The 17,251-nt window shown below is 61.8% G+C and carries 15 protein-coding genes; 10 read left to right on the forward strand and 5 right to left on the reverse strand.

The genetic code is table 11. The features are described 5' to 3' along the window. Positions 1 to 205: 205 nt before the first annotated feature. The 5 genes from ACNQOP_RS10905 to ACNQOP_RS10925 form a co-directional block, all read right to left on the reverse strand. Positions 206 to 3,298: a chitobiase/beta-hexosaminidase C-terminal domain-containing protein gene (locus tag ACNQOP_RS10905; RefSeq protein ID WP_257369295.1), complete on the reverse strand. Its 3,093-nt coding sequence runs from the start codon at positions 3,296 to 3,298 to the stop codon at positions 206 to 208. Beyond that, positions 3,298 to 3,825 carry a hypothetical protein gene (locus ACNQOP_RS10910; protein WP_416404461.1) on the reverse strand — a complete coding sequence of 176 codons (528 nt, stop codon included), beginning with the start codon at positions 3,823 to 3,825 and terminating at the stop codon, positions 3,298 to 3,300. Before ACNQOP_RS10910 ends, ACNQOP_RS10905 begins: the two co-directional genes overlap by 1 nt. An 84-nt stretch (positions 3,826 to 3,909) precedes the next feature. After that, entirely contained in the window at positions 3,910 to 4,710 is an 801-nt protein-coding gene (locus ACNQOP_RS10915; RefSeq protein WP_257369189.1) for a hypothetical protein, read from the reverse strand. Positions 4,711 to 4,838: 128 nt separating this feature from the next. Beyond that, the gene (locus ACNQOP_RS10920; protein ID WP_257369188.1) at positions 4,839 to 6,185 is read right to left on the reverse strand and encodes a hypothetical protein; all 1,347 of its coding nucleotides are present in this window, start codon (positions 6,183 to 6,185) and stop codon (positions 4,839 to 4,841) included. 236 nt (positions 6,186 to 6,421) lie between these two features. Beyond that, positions 6,422 to 9,160: a GH25 family lysozyme gene (locus tag ACNQOP_RS10925; protein ID WP_416404462.1), complete on the reverse strand. Its 2,739-nt coding sequence runs from the start codon at positions 9,158 to 9,160 to the stop codon at positions 6,422 to 6,424. Between the two features lie 283 nt (positions 9,161 to 9,443). Between ACNQOP_RS10925 and ACNQOP_RS10930 the strand changes: the two genes are divergently transcribed. The 10 genes from ACNQOP_RS10930 (at position 9,444) to ftsX (ending at position 17,242) form a co-directional block, all read left to right on the forward strand. Then, a complete protein-coding gene (locus ACNQOP_RS10930) occupies positions 9,444 to 10,667 on the forward strand; it encodes a CpaF family protein (RefSeq protein WP_416404566.1) in 1,224 nt (407 codons plus the stop codon). Then, positions 10,667 to 11,518: a type II secretion system F family protein gene (locus ACNQOP_RS10935; protein WP_416404463.1), complete on the forward strand. Its 852-nt coding sequence runs from the start codon at positions 10,667 to 10,669 to the stop codon at positions 11,516 to 11,518. The genes ACNQOP_RS10930 and ACNQOP_RS10935 overlap by 1 nt, the downstream gene beginning before the upstream one ends. Next, positions 11,515 to 12,456 carry a type II secretion system F family protein gene (locus ACNQOP_RS10940; protein WP_416404464.1) on the forward strand — a complete coding sequence of 314 codons (942 nt, stop codon included), beginning with the start codon at positions 11,515 to 11,517 and terminating at the stop codon, positions 12,454 to 12,456. Before ACNQOP_RS10935 ends, ACNQOP_RS10940 begins: the two co-directional genes overlap by 4 nt. A gap of 79 nt (positions 12,457 to 12,535) precedes the next feature. Further along, entirely contained in the window at positions 12,536 to 12,775 is a 240-nt protein-coding gene (locus ACNQOP_RS10945; RefSeq protein WP_257369184.1) for a hypothetical protein, read from the forward strand. 25 nt (positions 12,776 to 12,800) lie between these two features. Continuing rightward, positions 12,801 to 13,205, forward strand: a complete 405-nt coding sequence (locus tag ACNQOP_RS10950) for a TadE/TadG family type IV pilus assembly protein (RefSeq protein WP_257369183.1) — start codon at positions 12,801 to 12,803, stop codon at positions 13,203 to 13,205. Then, on the forward strand, positions 13,186 to 13,722 hold the full coding sequence (locus ACNQOP_RS10955; RefSeq protein ID WP_416404465.1) for a hypothetical protein: 537 nt from the start codon (positions 13,186 to 13,188) through the stop codon (positions 13,720 to 13,722). The genes ACNQOP_RS10950 and ACNQOP_RS10955 overlap by 20 nt, the downstream gene beginning before the upstream one ends. Positions 13,723 to 13,763: 41 nt before the next feature. Beyond that, entirely contained in the window at positions 13,764 to 14,174 is a 411-nt protein-coding gene (locus ACNQOP_RS10960) for a pilus assembly protein TadG-related protein (RefSeq protein WP_257369181.1), read from the forward strand. 65 nt (positions 14,175 to 14,239) lie between these two features. Then, entirely contained in the window at positions 14,240 to 15,358 is a 1,119-nt protein-coding gene (prfB, locus tag ACNQOP_RS10965) for a peptide chain release factor 2 (protein ID WP_257369179.1), read from the forward strand. Between the two features lie 208 nt (positions 15,359 to 15,566). Beyond that, on the forward strand, positions 15,567 to 16,331 hold the full coding sequence (gene ftsE / locus ACNQOP_RS10970; protein WP_026540084.1) for a cell division ATP-binding protein FtsE: 765 nt from the start codon (positions 15,567 to 15,569) through the stop codon (positions 16,329 to 16,331). Continuing rightward, entirely contained in the window at positions 16,328 to 17,242 is a 915-nt protein-coding gene (gene ftsX / locus ACNQOP_RS10975; protein WP_211711497.1) for a permease-like cell division protein FtsX, read from the forward strand. Before ftsE ends, ftsX begins: the two co-directional genes overlap by 4 nt. Positions 17,243 to 17,251: the final 9 nt, after the last annotated feature.

Consider the following 17,251-nt stretch of genomic DNA (forward strand, 5'->3'; position numbering starts at 1 on the left):
CTTATACGCCAGCCACAGCCCGCAACGCTGGCGTCACGAGGTCCTTGCAAACCCTCAGTCTAGTTCATCGCAGTATGCCTTCTGTGGACCGGAGGCCACTTTTGGCGCATTGAGGACACCGGGACAGCCACTGCGCAAACCAAAAGGGTGCACCGGATATTCTCCGGTGCACCCTTCCAAAGGGCAAGCTACCCCTGTTTCGGCTTTATGGGAGGGAAGTGAAACCCTGCCATCCTGTGCCTATCTGGCTCCAAGCCAGCCAGCCTCCACTGCCGTTCCCGGGATAGAGCCAAAGGTTGCCGCTGGCATCGCGGGCCATGACATCGGCCTTGCCGTTGCCGTTGAAGTCGCCGGGGCCAAGGAGTGCAGTCATGCCACCCCAACCGCTGCCGATTTGCGAGCGGGTACCCCAGCCAGCGGAGCCGTTGCCCGGGTATAGCCACAGGGCGCCCCCAGTGTCGCGGGCCAGTATGTCTGTCTTCCCGTCTCCGTTGAAATCTCCAGTGCTGAAGATCGCGTTCATGGTGTTCCACCCTGAACCCACTTGGGTCCGGCCGGAGCTGAACTGACCCAGGCCATCGCCCTTGTAGAGCCACAGAATGCCTGATGCATCCCTGGCGAGGACATCGGCTTTTCCGTCGCCGCTGAAGTCGCCAGGTGCCACGATCGACGTCATGCCGGTCCACCCGGAGCCAACCGCAACTGCAGGCTGCCAGCCACCCAGGCCATTGCCTTTGAAGAGCCAGAGCTGGCCTGCGGAGTCACGGGCCAGGACATCGCTGCGGCCGTCTCCGCTGAAGTCCCGGGTTGGGACCAGCAGGTTGTAGTTGTTCCAGCCTGTGCCGGTGTTGACCCTGGTCAGCCAGCCACCAGTTCCGTTTCCGGGGTACAGCCACAGCGTGCCGGCGCTGTCCCGGGCAAGGACGTCATTCTTGCTGTCCGCGTTGAAGTCCTTCCACGTGTTCGCCGGTGCTGCGGGCACTGTGTAGGTCTGCGACGCTACGGCAGATTGGTTGCCTGCCGCGTCAACTGCGAAGTACTTCACTGTTGTGGTTGCGGTTGGAGTCAGGGTCACAGTCGTGATACCGCTCGGGCTTGTCAGGGTCGGGGTGGAATTGTCCGTCGAGTAGTAGATCTTGGCCCCGGTTTCCGTGGTCAACGTGATCTTCTGTCCGAGCGAAATGTTTCCACCCAGCGGACTGGGAGTGACAACAGGAGCAGTGCTGTCCAGTACGTAGGCTCGGGACTGAGGTGCCGAGGCATTGTTGGATGCGTCAACGGCGATGAAACTGACCGTCTTGGTACCCATCGCAATCGGACCTGCATATAGGGTGCTGGCTGTTGTCGGCGTGGTGCCGTTTTCCGTGTAGTAGATCTTGGCGCCGGCTTCGTTGGCCGTCAACGTTATCTTGGTGCCCGGACCATATGTTCCGGCCGCGGGATCGGCTGAAACCGTGGGTGGAGTGGTATCAGCAATGAAGACAGTGAAGTTGACGCCGGCGACTGTCGTATTGCCTGCAGCATCCCTGGCTTCTACCTCGAACCGGTTGGCACCGTTGGCGATATCAGCGTAGACCTTGGGTGAAGTGCACTCCGTGAAGGCGTTGGTGCCCAAACGGCAGCGGAATCCTGCGACGTCCGTGGAGTTCGACGAGAACATGAATTGGTACCCGGCTCCTACGGTGGCTCCACTTGCCGGAGCGGTGATGGCCACTTGTGGTGCCGTCAGGTCCGCTGTGACATTTATCGATGTAGCAGGGCTGACGTTACCTGCCGGGTCTGTGCTGCGGATCCGCAAGGTGTGAGCACCCTCGGTTGTCAGGCTGAAGGTGTCTCCGGGTACGCAGGTCTTGAAGGCACTATCCGCAGTTGAATCGACCGAGCAGGCCAGGGTTGTGCCAGTTTCGAAGGTTGCGCCCAGCACAGGCTTGCCGTTGACCACTTGCCCGCTGTTTGGCGCCGTGAAGACCGGAGGCGCCGGGGCGACCGTGTCCACCTTGAAGGTCCGTGACACCGGAACTCCTCCGGGGGCGGGCCGGACAGAGAAGGTCTGGGATCCGTTGGTCAGGGTTGCCGCCGTGTACGTACCGCTGGTGCAGTCCGTCCACGCGCCGCCCATGGAGCATTCCAAGGCGCTGCCGGCGGGATCGGAACTCACTCCGAATGTTGGTGTGGTGTCATTCGTGAAGTCAGGGTTGGGCGCTTGTGTCCCATTCGCCTGGGTAGGCCCGGACGTGATCTTTGCTGTTACGCCGCCAAGAATACTGACGCGTCCCTGGCCGGTGGCCGGTGCCGCGTTCAACTGACCGGGGTCATCCATGACCAGGAGCTGGCCGCCCCGCATCCCGAGTCCGCCGATTTTGCTGAAGCCCAAGGCCCACGAGTTGTCGACGACGCCGGTTGTCAGGTCAAGTTTCGATACCTTGTCCTTTCCGGCGTCAGCAGCCGTGGCCGCCGTTCCGGTACCGGCATAGATAACGTTGGCGTCGTAGTCGTAATGGATGGACGACGCAATTCCCACGTTGTAGGAAGCCGCGGGCACATAGTTCGTCATATCCCCATCATCGGGGGCTGAGAAGGCCTTCATCCCGGTGGTTTCCAGGACATAGACGCTGACGTGGCCGTTGCTGTCCCGTCCCGCGGCTACCAGGCCCAGGGACTTTGTGGTCACCGATGCGATGGTCTCGATGCTGGGGTGCATGATGGTGGGATCGACGATCTTGATGATCGATCGTGCGTTCGCAAATGACAGGTAGATGTTGCCGTCGGGGCCATCGCTGACAGCGTTTGGGCGAACATCGCCATCAAGGATGGACAGGGTACTGCTGTACTCGAAAAGGTCCGACGGCGGATCCCAAACCGCCCTGACCAGGCGCGAACTCCCGGCCGCGGCGTCCGGGATGAACGCGGTCTCGTCGCCGCTTCCGACTGAGGAAGGGGTCGGATCCAGGACGACTGCGACTCCGGGCAACACTGGGCCTTTGCTGCCGCCTTGCGAGCTCCCGCCCAAGCATGTGCTCTTATCAATCGTGCCCGGCTGGCCGTTGGAGGGCTCAGACATCCGGCAGAAGCCGGCAACGCTGTCCGACACCCAGACGTGGCCGAGGGGGTCCAGTACGGACCCCGCGGACTTGGTCAGCCCGGTCCCAATGACCTGCCGTTGCTGGTCCGCGTGGGCGGGAGTGCTGGAAACCACTGCGGTCATTCCGGCTACGGCCAGGATCGAAGCAGCCCAGAAAGTGGTGACCCTGTGCGCCCGACGCCCCAGTCCGCCGTCGTTCTTCATCTGCCTGATCATCACGCCACTTCCTTCAGCCACTTTGTCAGGACTGCCGATTGCGGCGCCATGGGTGCCAGGGTCAGGGCGCCCTTGACGATCGGTACGCCGCCCAAGCCAAAAAGTGCTGTACTGATGGTTGGCGGGTTGCTTCGGGTGCATGCCTTGATGATTGCCAGGAGGATGTCGTTGCGCGACCCCGTGGCGCCGGCCGCGACGGCAACATTGACCGCTGCATTTTCTTCTGCGGTCAGGACCCACGGCTGAGGGCCGACGAATGTCACCACGACATCCGAGAATTTCTTGTATTGGGTGTTTGCCCATACTTCTTCGAGGCTGGACAGAATGATCAGCGGAAGTCCGTTTGGCCAACGGCACTCGAATTGATAGCGCTTTACGGGTTCGGGTCTTTCAACGCGTGGTTTGACGGCATCGCCGACATTAGTTACGCCGAGCTTGAATGGCTCAACATTTTCAACGACCTTGACCGAGCAGCCCGTAAGAACGAGACCGACTAGGCCAAGCTGGACGATAGCGCGTCTTGGCATGTCCACCGAGGGATCCCCACTTCATTCGGATGCTCCCCAGCTCCGCATGCAGTTGGATTTTCGCCCCAGCCGTTGCCGGCTGCATTACTCTATCTTCTCCCAAATTCCGCATTTGTCACTAGTCAGGACGTCTTTTTCTGCCAGCGTGATTCCGGACTGTCCTTCTGCTGCGCCGCCCGTCGACTTCACTTTGCCGTCCACCCCGGCAACGGACCAGGCACATCCCTCGGGAGGGGCTTTGCGCAGATGGAACCTGCCCGGCGTCAATCCATCAGCCGACACCGGGTAGGTGCCGTCGGCTGCCCTTGCCCCTGACGCCCAGAGTGCAATGATCTTTCCCTGCGGACCGCGAGGGCACAGTTCGCTGGCCGCCCGCAGCAGGGGTCGCGGGCTCTGGCCAAAGAGTTCGGACGCGGCATCATCGCTGACACGGGTGCACAGCCCCAAAGCGGCAAGGTAGGCGTCCAGGCCATCGGAGGGGTTCACTCCGGGCTGGGCTATGGAGATGATTCTTGCTTCGTCTTCCGTCGGTTCATACGGGTCCGGTCCTTCGTACCGTGCCTGGCAGGAAGCCAGCCGAAGATATCCCGTGGAAGACCAGACTTCGGCGAGGCTGGACAGCGTCACGTCGGGTACGCCGTCGAGGCTTGAACAGAGGTAGGAGAATCGGCCGGAGTCATCGGGTGCGCCCGCTCCTTGGCCGCTGCCCGCTCCTTGGCCGCTGCCCGGGTCCGTGGTGGGGCCCGCTTCCGTGCCGGAGGGCGTTGGTGTTGGCGAGGATGTTGCTGATGGCGTCGAACTGGCCGTGGGCTGTGGAGGAGCGGCCGTGGAGCAACCGGAAACGAGGAGCAGCAAAGCTGCCGCCAGTGGGTACAACGCTCTCATGGTGACCTCCAACTCCATGGTTGCCCGGCAAAAGACGCTGGTCAACGGATATGTGGGCGATCTGAGTATCGATACCACTACGAATCAACCCGGGTCCCTGATCAAGGGAGCAGGGCCCGGGCAAGGCTTTAGGCCAACATGCCGTCCAGGGTGTTGATGATGGTGGCCTCAACGCCGGTGGTGCCGCCCTTGAAATGTGCAATGTGCCCGTACACCGTCATGGCCCCACCTGCGATGCCCGGGTAATCGGGATCCCAGCCCCCCTCGTAGCTGCCCCCGGCCGAGTAGGGCGGGAGGAACTGCGCACTGGGCAGGTAGTAGCACGACTCATTTCCGTAGCCACCGACGATCACGCCGTTCGCTCCGCCGTACCTTCCACGGAAGTACGCAGCGTAACCGCTGACGAGCTCACCCCCGACGATCCCGATCCTCAATTGGGGGCTGCCGCCAAACTTCCACACCTGGAACGGGCAGGCCACGGATGTCGCGTAGCTGCCACTGTCGATCCGGCCGATCATGACTTGGGCATGACGTCCGTACCATGCAGGGTTTCCGTCGAGGTTCGGCAGCCGTGAGGCGTACGCCGCCCGAACGGCTGCCATGTTTCCTGCGGTCGGAGTGATGTCCAAGGGAATTTGGATTTCCTTGTAACTGGTTTGCAGGGGGCTGCCGATTGTGCGACCGGCGCTCTGCATCGCCGTCGAAACCGCTGAGCCGAGTGTTGTGGCGTATTCATCCCGCAGTTCCCAGCTGGGCACGCCCATGGGGTTTTGATCTCCGGCCGCACCTTGGAGGAACAATGCGAAACACCCCGGGTTGTTGTTTTCGATGTAGTTGCACGCCCCCGCAGGAAAATCGCCGTCGAACAGCGTCCGCATGCCCGCTGCGACAGGATGGCACGCGTAGTTGAAGATGACCGCACGGGGCACGCCGTTTCCCTTGCGCATCACAATGACGGGCACAGTGTTCTCAAGATAGGAAAGACCTGCGCGGTTGTACGCGATGCTCGCCGTAGTGACCTTGTAGTCGAGCGTCACTGACGTCTGCGCGGCATTCAGGGCAGTCTGGGCTGCCTCCACCAGATCATCTTCGAGTTGCTGGCTGTAGGTCTCGACCATCGAAAGGTCCGATAAGCCGTAACACATGAATGGGTGGAGCGTATCGATCACCACTGGGCCGTTGTGGGTGTGCGTGGACTGGATCAGGATGTCGCTGTTGGACCAGTCTGCCAGGGCCAGGATGCGTTGGCGGGCCCTTTGATGGATGGACCTGGGCAGCGCCAGGATGTCGACGCTCATGATCAGGTTGGGGGAGCCGTTCTCCCACAGGACGATGGCCCGGGCCCACAATGATTCGTAGGGGTCGCTGCTGGTGGCCTCACGGCCGCCGTCGAGCGTTCCGTACCCGGCCATATACGGATTGACGTCAAGCGATGGCGAAATGCTCACTTGGGCCGTCGAAACGGTAAACGCCATGAAAGATCACTCCTTGATTGTGCGCAATGGTGACCTTCGTTTGCCCCCAAACAAAGCCCGTTTCCCGGTAGCGCTTAACAGCCAATACGTGAGACCACCTTCATTAGATCACGCGTTGCGCGGAATCCGGCGTGTCAGATGCACCAAATATTTATCGTTTTCTCTTCGGGTATTTGGTTAAACAAAAAGGGCCGGCACACTCCATTCAGAAGCGTGCGGCCCTTCATGCCATGGTTCTATCTGGAAGCCGGCCTAAAAATGGTCAAGCCATTCCAGCCGGTGCCCACGGTACTGGGCTGGCCCCATGCCCGGTTCTGGCCCACGGGGTAGTAGCGGAGATCGCCGGTGGTGGTCCGGGCGATGATTCCCGAGGTGCCGGTTCCCGCGAATCCCTTAACGGCTCCAAAACTGGAGATGGCGTCCCAGCCGACCCCGATGACACTCGGCGACTCCTGGATAAAGGAACCGCTTCCGTTGGACCGGTAGAGCCTCAGGTCACCGTTGCTGCCCTTGGCCAGAAGATCGGCGTTCGAATCCTTATCGAAGTCCATTTGCAGGATCTCAAGGCCTCCCCAACCCGTGCCAATCTGCACGCGGGGGCCCAGTCCGTTGCCGTTGGGGTTGCTGATGTAGAACATGCGGCCCGAAGGGTCGTAGCCTGTGATGCCTGGCAGGGCATCGGACTTCTTCCATGAACCGACTGTCAACGTCCAGTCCTTCCAACCCGTCCCGAGGCTGATCGGGGACCCAAAGCCACTGCCCTTCAGGCCTGGATAGACATTCAGGCGGCCGTCGGACCACTGCGCGAGGATGTCCAGGGCACCATCCCCATTCCAATCGGTGAGGAAACCGGCCTTCAGCCCAGTCCACTGCGTGCCGATGCGTTCCGCGCCGAGAAGCGACGTGGATCCTGTTGCAGCGTAGCGGTAGAGGTTGCCGTCCGTCCGTACGGCCAGGACGTCGGCAGCGTCGACGCCGAGTGTTGAAGCCACGTCTACCGGGGCTCCACTGATCAGCGCGGCATCATTCCAACCGAGGCCGGTCAGGAAGCGGTTGCCCCACGATCCCGATTCCGCGGGGTAGTAGAACAAGTCACCGTTTGCGGCGCGTGCCTGCAGGCCCTGCGAACCGGACCCGTTGAACCCGGATGAGGAGCTGACCGAGGTCATGGCTGACCAGCCGTTGCCGATCACACTGCTTGCTTCGGGAACAAACGATCCGAGCCCGTTCGACCGGTAGAGCCGCATGGTTCCGTCGGACGTCCTGGAAACGATGTCCTGGCTGCCGTCGTCGTCGAAGTCGAGTTGGTTGATCTGGTGACCGCCGAAGCCCGTCCCAATGAGGACGCCTCCGCCCAAGCCCCGACCGGAGGCGTTTTGGTAGCGGAAGAGATTGCCGTCCCCGTCCAGCCCGATGACCCCCGGGTAGGCGTCTTTGGAGTTCCACCAACCAACTGTAAGAGACATTTCCTGCCAGCCTGACCCAACTTGAATGGGGGCAAGGAAGCCGCCGCGGGGGGCTCCCGGGTACACCTGAAGGCTGCCGTCGGGCCATTGGGAGAGGATGTCCTGGACCCCGTCCTGGTTCCAGTCGACCACATAGATGGCCTTGGCATTGCCCCACCCGGAGCCAATGGCGACCGGACCCGTGATGCTGCCTTGGCCATCTGCCGGGAAGTTGTCCAGCCGACCGGATGAGCTGGTCGCCAGGACGTCTGCCCCCGACCTGATGGAGGGGGCGGAGGGGGTGTCCGCACCCCGGGCGAAAGTCCGCAGCTGGTCATAGCTGCCGTTGAAGATGTTGGAGTCACCCTCGAACGGTCCGGTGCTGCTGTATTGCCACATGGAGTAGTTGCCCCAGCTTACGGGCAAGGTTCCGGGCGTGTTGGTGGGGTTGTTCCAGTAGGAAGCGATCCACAAGGGATAGCTGCCGAAAGTGGAGTTCCCCACGCACGTGTTCCACCAGTCCGTGGTGCTGTAGATGACAGGGAACCGACCCGTCAGTGCCTTGACGGTGTTGCCGAAGTCTGCCGCCCACTGGCCAAGTTGCGCCTTGGACATGCTGTAGCACGTGTCCCCGAAGTAAAAGCCGTTGATGGTCCGTCCGGCGTAGGGGTTGTACTCAATGTCGAGGACGGGGGGAAGCGTGTATCCGTCCGCTGTCCAGCCACCGCCATTGGCCACAAAATACCTGGCCTGGTCAGCGCCTGAGGACCAGTTGGGGATGGCAAAATGGTAGGCCCCGCGCACCATGCCTGCGTTTCGTGAGCCGTCGTATTGCTGGGCGTAGTTTTCGTTGAGGTAGTAATTGCCTTCAGTTGCTTTGACGTATGCCCACCTCGAGCCCTGGTTCCATTGGCTCTGCCAGTCGACGTTGCCCTGATGGGCGCTGACGTCCTGGCCCGCAATCCCGATGCTGGGCCGCCAGTGTCCGGGATCGGCCCCCAAGGGCTGGACCGGGGCCTGCTCCAGCGTTTGGGCGTCGGCAGGTGCCGGGGAGCCCTTTCCTTGGGCCGCGGCAGTGACCCGCGGAGACCGCTGTCCCATTTCGGCTCCACCGGCCGGGATAGCTGATCTCATCGCCGCGTTCTTTGCCGCCGCGTCTTGCCCGCTGCCTGGCAGCGACTTTGGATCCGGTGCCTGCGCCGCCTCGTTCGACGGTTGGCCGGGCGACTGTGTCGGCGGGCTGGAAGGTCCGACGGCGGTTCCCGGCTTGGGTTCCGCGGGTGCGGTCGGAGGGACATACGGTTGGGCATCCTTCTGGGGCCCGACAGTGCCTGTGCCCGTCGGAGCGGGACGTGGGCCCTGCTGCGTTGGTGTCGGTTGCGTCGTGGCAGACGGAGCCGGCTGGGGTGCCGTTGCCACGGCTTGCGCAGGAGCTCCGAGGCAACTGCCCGCCACGAGGGCGGTGGCAAGGGCAAGGCCTGCGTTGGTCCACGTCAACCGTCGGGGCGCGTTGAGGGATGGTTTTTTCATTTGCATTCCGGCCCTGTGCCGCGGCTCAGCGGCGCATGGTGTGGCTTGCGGACAAGCTCCGGGGCGGGCGCCTGCGCATGGGACCAAAGGCCAGCTCCTAACGGCCTTACCCTAACATTCTGGAACTGGAGTGACTAGTGGGGTTGAGGTTACTGCAGTGACTCCTGATTCGTACTTATCCACATGTGCCTCCGAGTGACTTGAGGGGCTCCTGGCGCTCGCCTAGCGTGAGTCACTCGAGATGCGCCTCTCGATTGACCAATTCGTGACCATTGGGGGAGATGTGGACGCTGTAAAAATAGTCGAGGGCGAGGTCCGCGAACTCATCCGCCGCAGGGGTTTGGATCCCTTGGAGCAAACGGCGGATGTGCGGCGACTTGTGGAGGCCGCGGTCAGCGACTATGACGAGCGGGCGCTCCTCGGGCCCCTTCCACCTTTGGGACACCTCGAGGCGGCGCGCCGCCACGTCTTTGATGCCGTCGCCGGTTTCGGTCCCTTGCAGCCACTCCTGGATGACCCCTCCATCGAGGAGATCTGGATCAATGCTCCCCATGAAATCTATGTGGCCCGGAACGGGGAATCTGAACTGACTGCCCTGAGCCTCACCGAGCAGCAGGTCTGGGACCTCGTCGAAAGGATGCTTAAGAGCTCGGGCCGGCGGCTGGACCTGTCATCGCCGTTCGTGGATGCTGCGCTGCCGGACGGCTCAAGGCTGCACGTAGCCATCCCCGATATCACCCGGAAGCACTGGGCTGTGAATATCCGGAAATTTATTGCCAGGGCAAGCCGCCTGGAGCACCTCGTCGAGCTGGGAAGTCTGACACCCCAAGCAGCCAGATTCCTGGGCGCGGCCGTGGCCAGTGGCCTCAACATCTTGGTGTCCGGGGCCACCCAAGCGGGAAAGACCACCATGCTGAACTGCCTGGCGGCGAACGTCGGTTCCCGCGAAAGGGTAATAACGGTAGAAGAAATCTTCGAGCTTCAACTGCCGCTCCGCGATGTCGTGGGCCTGCAGTGCAGGCAGCCCAACCTGGAGGGCGAGGGCGAAATCCCGCTGCGTCGGCTGGTGAAGGAAGCCCTGCGAATGCGGCCCGACCGGCTGATCGTGGGAGAAGTCCGTGAAGCCGAAAGCCTGGACATGCTGATCGCACTCAATTCGGGCCTTCCCGGTATGTGTACCGTGCACGCCAACTCCGCTCATGACGCCGTAACGAAGATCTGTACCCTGCCACTGCTGGCAGGGGCCAACATTTCCAGTGCCTTCGTCCTACCCACGGTCGCTTCATGCATAGACCTTGTGGTGCACTGCGGTCGCCACTCCACCGGGCGCAGGCAGGTGACCGAGGTGCTCTCCCTGGGGCGCCGCGTGGAGAACGGGATCATCGAGTCATCTCACGTCTTTGGCATGGTTGGCGGCCAGTTGCAGCCCAGAGCCAACTCCATGCCCGCGGTTGAGAAGTTTGCCCGGGCAGGTTTCGATGTAGCAGCCCTCCTGGAGTTGAACTGATGGCACCGCTTCTCGGGATTCTCTGTGGCCTTGGCGTATTTCTGGTGTGGTGGTCAGCATGGGAGCAGCCCGCCGAAAAGAAGAAGGCCAAATCGCGGCGACTGGACCTCTTGCTGGTATCGGCGGGGATAGAAAAGGTAACGGCTGGCGGGCTCCTTGCGACCTGCGCTGGATGTGGCCTTCTCGCCCTTCTCGTCTTCTTTGTGCTGACGGCCTCGCTACCCATTGCTGTGTGCTTCGCAATTTTCGGTTCCTGGGTGCCCTTCGGCGTGGTTCGCTGGAGGGCGAAGAAGCGCCGCGCGGCGCTCCGCGTCCTTTGGCCGGACGTGGTGGATCATTTGCGCTCCGCCATCCGGGCAGGCCTTGCCTTGCCGGAGGCACTGATTCAGCTGGGTCACAACGGGCCGGATGAACTGCGTGCACTCTTCCTCGACTTCGGGGCCGATTACAGGTCCGGTGGACAATTCGATGCTGCCTTGAACAGGCTGAAGGAGCGACTGGCTGATCCAGTGGCAGACCGGATTATCGAAGCACTTCGGATGACCCGGGAGGTGGGCGGATCCGACCTTGGCCGGATGCTTGGCACCCTCGCTGAGTTCCTGCGGGATAGTGCCCGGACACGCAGCGAGCTTGAGGCCCGGCAATCCTGGACGATTAACGCCGCCCGCCTCGCCGTCGCGGCCCCGTGGATCATCCTGGTGGTGATGGCAAGCCGGCCGGAGGCGATGCGGGCCTACAGCTCACCCCTTGGCGCCATGGTGCTGCTGGGAGGCCTCCTGGTCTCCGTCATCTGCTACGCGGTCATGCTTCGGATAGGCGCGTTGCCTGAGGACGAACGGATCCTTGCATGAGTTCAACAACAGCGCTCGCGGTCCTGTGTGGACTCCTGCTTGGGGCAGGGGTGTGGCTGACGATGGTTCGCCTGCCTTTCCTGCGCGGCATCACTCTGGCCGAACGAATCGAACCGCAGCTGAAGTCCAGGAACCTCGAATCGCGCCTTCTGCGCCCTCCCACGCAGAACCTGACGCCATTCGGACCCCTGGAACGGATACTCCGTCCAGTGATTCGTGACGCAGTGCGGCAACTTTCCCGGTTCAATGTCGGTTCGACCGCCCTGGCCAAGCGGTTGGCGCGGGCGGGTTCGCAGAAGTCGACTCTTGATTACAGGGCCGAGCAATTGCTGTGGGCCGGCGCTGGCTTCGTGCTTGCTGTTCTGGTGGTTGCTGTCCGGGCAGCGACTGGACAGTTCAGCCCGGCACTACTGGTGGTCGCGGTCATCGGAAGTGCATTGGCGGGTTATCTGCTGCGTGACTACGTTCTTGGCCAACACATCAAGCAGCGCGAGTCCAGGATGCTGTCCGAATTTCCAGGCCTTGCCGAGCTCATGGCCTTGGCCGTTGCTGCAGGGGAGAGCGCGATGGGCGCCATGGACAGGGTGACCCACAGCTCCAGCGGCGAGCTTTCCGCCGAATTCGCCAGGGTCATCGCAGATGCCCGCTCCGGAAAGCCGCTGCCAGAGGCCCTGCGAGGCTTTTCCTCCAGGGCGGAGCTGCCACCCCTCGTCAGGTTCTTCGACGGGCTGGTGGTTGCTGTGGAACGCGGCACTCCACTGGCCGGCGTACTCAGGGCGCAGGCTGCCGACGTCCGTGACGCCGCCAAACGCGAGCTGATGGAATCAGCCGGCCGGAAAGAGATCGCCATGATGGTGCCGCTCGTTTTCGGTGTACTTCCACTCACGGTGGTTTTTGCCGCCTTCCCAGCCATTGCAGCCCTGGAAATCAGCCTCTAGGAGGCTGGCCAGGTCCATCTCATCATCCTGTTCACCAACAAGCTGCTTCAACACCAGCTCGACACATAGTGGGGAAATCATGAAGAAAAAAGCTCAAAGCACAATTGCAGCCTGGGTCCTGGTACTTGGTTGCGGCTCTTGGTTCACGGCCGGACTGGGGGAGACAATGCCGGCCACGGACGACCATGAACGGGGGGACGTACCGGGTTGGGTCATGATCACACTGATGTCAGCCGTCCTGGTTGCGGGGCTGTTGGCCCTCGCTGCGCCGGCCCTAAAGGACCTCTTTAACCAGGCAATCCATCAGGTTGCCAAGTAGGCCCCGGCGCGGAAGGGTCCGTACCTTGGGTCATTGGCGTCGATCGGCGGCCTCGGCAGCTCCCGACGAGCAGGGGTCAGCGGTCGTCGATTTCGTTCTGGTCGGGACATTGCTGACCCTGTTGTTCCTGTCAATCATCCAGTTCACCTTGGTCTTGCATGTCCGGAATACGCTCATCGATGCTGCGGCCTCCGGTGCACGCTACGGATCATTGGCGGACAGGACACCGACCGACGCCAAAGAGCGTGCTTCTGAGCTGATCGGCTCTGCCCTGAGTGCCGACTTCCCACGTGAGGTTACTGCGGCCGAGGCTACGACCGACGGCCTTCGCACCATGGAGGTGACTGTCAGGGCGCCTTTTCCGATGCTGGGTTTGATCGGGCCCGTCGGACTGATGGAGGTGAAAGGACATGCGGTTCTCCCAGGCTGACCTAAGGAGTCTGCTGTGGACGGCTATGCGGCAAAGGCTCGGTGACGCCCTGGGCGTGCGGACAGAAGTCGGGGCGGGCCGCGTACCTCATGCGATTCCCAGCGGGGCGCAGGAAGGAAGCGCTGCGGTCGAGTTCATCTTCCTGGCCTTGCTTTTAATGGTCCCGGTGGTCTATTTCGTCGTGACTGTCGGCCAACTGCAGGGCGGTTCCTTCGCCGTGGTGGGGGCGGCGGACCAAGCCGCGAAGGTCTACGTTGCCCAATCAAACCCGGCGGGCGCCCAACGGGCGGCTGAGCAAACTGTCCTCGTTGCACTGAAGGATTATGGCTACACTCCCGAGCAAGCCAGCTTTGAGGTCTCGTGCGACAGATCAGACTGCTCATCGGCGGGTGCCACGGTTTCCGTCGTTGTGCACTTGGATGTTCCCTTGCCCATGATGCCGTTTGCGGACGCCGGCCAACTGACGGCAAGCAGGGTGAGTGCGACAGCAACACAGGTTGTGGGGCGATACAGATGACGGGTTGCAGATGCAGCAGGACAGCCTCGGAGGACGGCCAAATGACAGTTCTTATCATCGGGTTTGTGGCGTTGTCCCTCCTGCTGGCAACAGCGGTGATGGCCGCATCCGCTGTGTACCTGGAACACAAGAAGCTGCTCTCCCTGGCTGACGGAGCAGCGCTCGCTGCCGCGGATGCGTACGTTGCGGGGGAGATAGGCGGGGGAAGCTCGCCATCGACCACGTTGGCGGACAGCAGGGTGCTTGCGGCGGCAGGCTCGTACTTGGACAAAAGCCATGCTTTCGATAGCCATGACCATTTGACCGTGCAAGCTGAAACAGGGCGTGGCCCGGGGGATACCGCTGTTGTGGTCCTGGCGTCCATCGCCCATCCGCCAGTGATCAGTTTCCTGCTTCCCGACGGTATCGCTGTTGAGGCCAAATCCACTGCACGGTCGAGGCTAACGCAGTAATGATACGGGCCAAAGTGTCCGGCCCCGACGGGGGAGTCCGATGAATAGCGTACGCTGGGATAACCATGGCTGACATTGATTTTCCCGCAGAAATCCGCGCCCTTCGCGCAACTTACGGCTCCATCGAGAACGTCACGGATGTTGATGCCCTCAAAGCTGAGATCGCTGAACTGAGCGAGCAAGCCGGTGCGCCGGACCTTTGGGACGACCCCGCAGCAGCCCAGGTGATCACGTCCCGGCTGTCGCATCGGCAGTCGGAAGTTGAGCGACTGTCGAAGCTTGCTTCCCGCATCGATGACCTCGAGGTGCTGGTGGAGTTGGGCCAGGACGAAGGCGACGAAGCTTCCATGGCCGAAGCCGCGAAGGAATTGGCCTCCATCCGCAAGGCACTGGAGGAACTCGAAGTCGTTACCCTGCTCTCGGGTGAGTACGACGAGCGGGAAGCAGTTGTCACGATCAGGGCGGGGGCAGGGGGCGTTGATGCCGCCGATTTCGCCGAGATGCTGATGAGGATGTACTTGCGCTGGGCCGAACGCCATGGTTATCCGACCACTGTCATGGACACCTCCTATGCGGAAGAAGCGGGTTTGAAGTCCGCCACTTTCGAGGTCAAGGCGCCATATGCGTTCGGCACACTGAGCGTGGAGGCGGGCACCCACCGCCTGGTCCGCATCAGCCCCTTCGATAACCAGGGCCGGCGGCAGACCTCCTTTGCGGCCGTGGAGGTCATCCCCCTGATTGAACAGACGGACTCGATCGAGATTCCCGACAACGAAATCAGGGTGGACGTCTTCCGGTCCTCGGGACCGGGTGGCCAGTCGGTCAACACCACCGACTCCGCAGTACGGTTGACGCACATTCCCACTGGAATTGTCGTCTCCATGCAGAACGAAAAATCACAGCTCCAAAACCGCGCGGCGGCCATGCGGGTCCTTCAGTCCCGCCTCTTGTTGGTCAAGAAAGAACAAGAAGACGCGGAGAAGAAAGCACTGGCCGGTGACGTCAAAGCGTCGTGGGGCGACCAGATGCGTTCCTATGTGCTCAATCCGTACCAGATGGTCAAGGACCTGCGCACGGAACATGAAGTGGGCAACACATCGGCAGTGCTGGACGGCGATATTGACGACTTCATTGACGCTGGCATCCGTTGGCGCACGGGCAACCGCAACGCCGCTGCCAGCTAGGCCGTACAGCAGTCAGCAGATCCCGCAGGCTGTCAAAGGCTGTGAGGAGTCGGTCCGGATTCGGCGACACGCCCCTTAAAGGTCCGGTTTAGCTCCCTACCCGTGCGTATAGTCGAGTGGCCGGTGCTCTCACTTCCCCCATCGAAAGCCCGCGCTCCGGCTGTTGGACTGGGCGACTACGTCATGTCCGGCGGGGTTCTAAAGGGCCATGATCAGATTTGAGAATGTCACCAAGGTCTACGAGCAGAATGCCCGACCGGCGCTCGACTCTGTCAGCCTTGAGATCAACCGCGGCGAATTCACGTTCCTCGTCGGTGCCTCGGGCTCAGGCAAGTCCACGTTCCTGCGGCTGATCCTGAAGGAAGACAAAGCGTCCTCCGGGTCCGTTTACGTCGCGGGCCAGAACGTCGCCAACATTTCAAGCTGGCGGGTCCCCAAGCTCAGGCGCGGAATTGGCGTGGTCTTCCAGGATTTCCGCCTTCTGCCCCAGAAAAACGTCTTTGCCAATGTGGCCTTCGCGATGCAGGTCATCGGCAAGAGCCGCTCTATTATCCGCGAGACAGTGCCCGAGGTCCTGAAAACAGTGGGTCTGGAAGGCAAGGAACGGCGAATGCCGCATGAGCTCTCCGGTGGTGAGCAGCAGCGCGTGGCGATCGCCCGCGCCGTCGTCAATCGCCCCGGCATCCTGCTGGCAGACGAGCCGACCGGAAACCTGGACCCCATCACTTCGATGGGAATCATGGGAGTCCTGGACAAAATCAACCAGAACGGCACCACGGTGGTCATGGCCACCCACGACGACGACATCGTCAACGAGATGCGCCGGCGCGTGGTGGAACTTAAGAACGGTAAGGTCATCCGCGACGAAGCCAAGGCCCTGTACACATCGATGATTCCTGTGGTGGGGGAGTCGCGCCGTCTGCGCGATGCCAGCGGCGAGGAACTCGACCGGGCTCAGGGGGCACAGCTGTGAGGCTCCTGTTTATCCTCGGGGAAATCGGCAGTGGCTTGCGCCGCAACCTGTCGATGGTTATTTCCGTAGTATTGGTGACTTTTGTTTCCCTGACGTTCGTCGGCGCTGCGGGGATGCTGCAGATGCAGATCAACCAGATGAAGGGCTACTGGTACGACAAAGTCCAGGTGGCGGTCTTCCTCTGCAACGACGGTTCGACGGCGGTTGGCTGCGCATCCGGTCCGGCCACGCAGGAGCAGCAGGACAACCTGAAGGCGATGCTGGAGTCCCCTGCCGTTAAGCAGTACATCAACGACTTCCAGTTCGAATCCCAGGCCGAGGCCTACACGCACTTCAAGGAACAGTTCTCCAACTCACCGATCGTGGACTCCGTGTCCGAGGATCAGCTGCCGGCCTCGTTCCGCATCAACATGAAGAACCCCGAGAAGTACCAGATCATCAGCGAAACGTTCTCCTCCCAGCCGGGCGTCGAGACCGTGAGTGACCAAAGACAGGTCCTTGAACGCATCTTCTCGTGGATGAACGGCGCCTCCGTGGCTGCTATTGGCGTTGCTGCGGTGATGATTTTCTGTGCGGTGCTGCTGATTACGACAACCATCCGCCTTTCAGCCTTCAGCCGGCGTCGCGAAACCGGCATTATGCGGCTCGTGGGCGCCTCCAAGATGGTCATCCAACTGCCGTTCATCCTCGAAGGCGTCATAGCCGCCGTCGTTGGAGCTTTGTTGGCTTCGGTCACCCTGTGGCTGATGGCTCATTTCTGGCTCAATGGCGACCTGTCCAGGCAGTTCCTTAATACGCCGTTCATCTCGTCAGCGCAGGTCCTGGTGATCGCTCCGGTCCTCATTGCGCTGGGTGCGGGGCTCGCTGGTATATCGTCACTATTGACCTTGCGGCGCTACCTGAAGGTTTAGCCGTGACCC

Origin of the sequence: Arthrobacter sp. LFS091 (assembly GCF_047977885.1) — a bacterium.
Classification (GTDB): Bacteria; Actinomycetota; Actinomycetes; order Actinomycetales; family Micrococcaceae; genus Arthrobacter.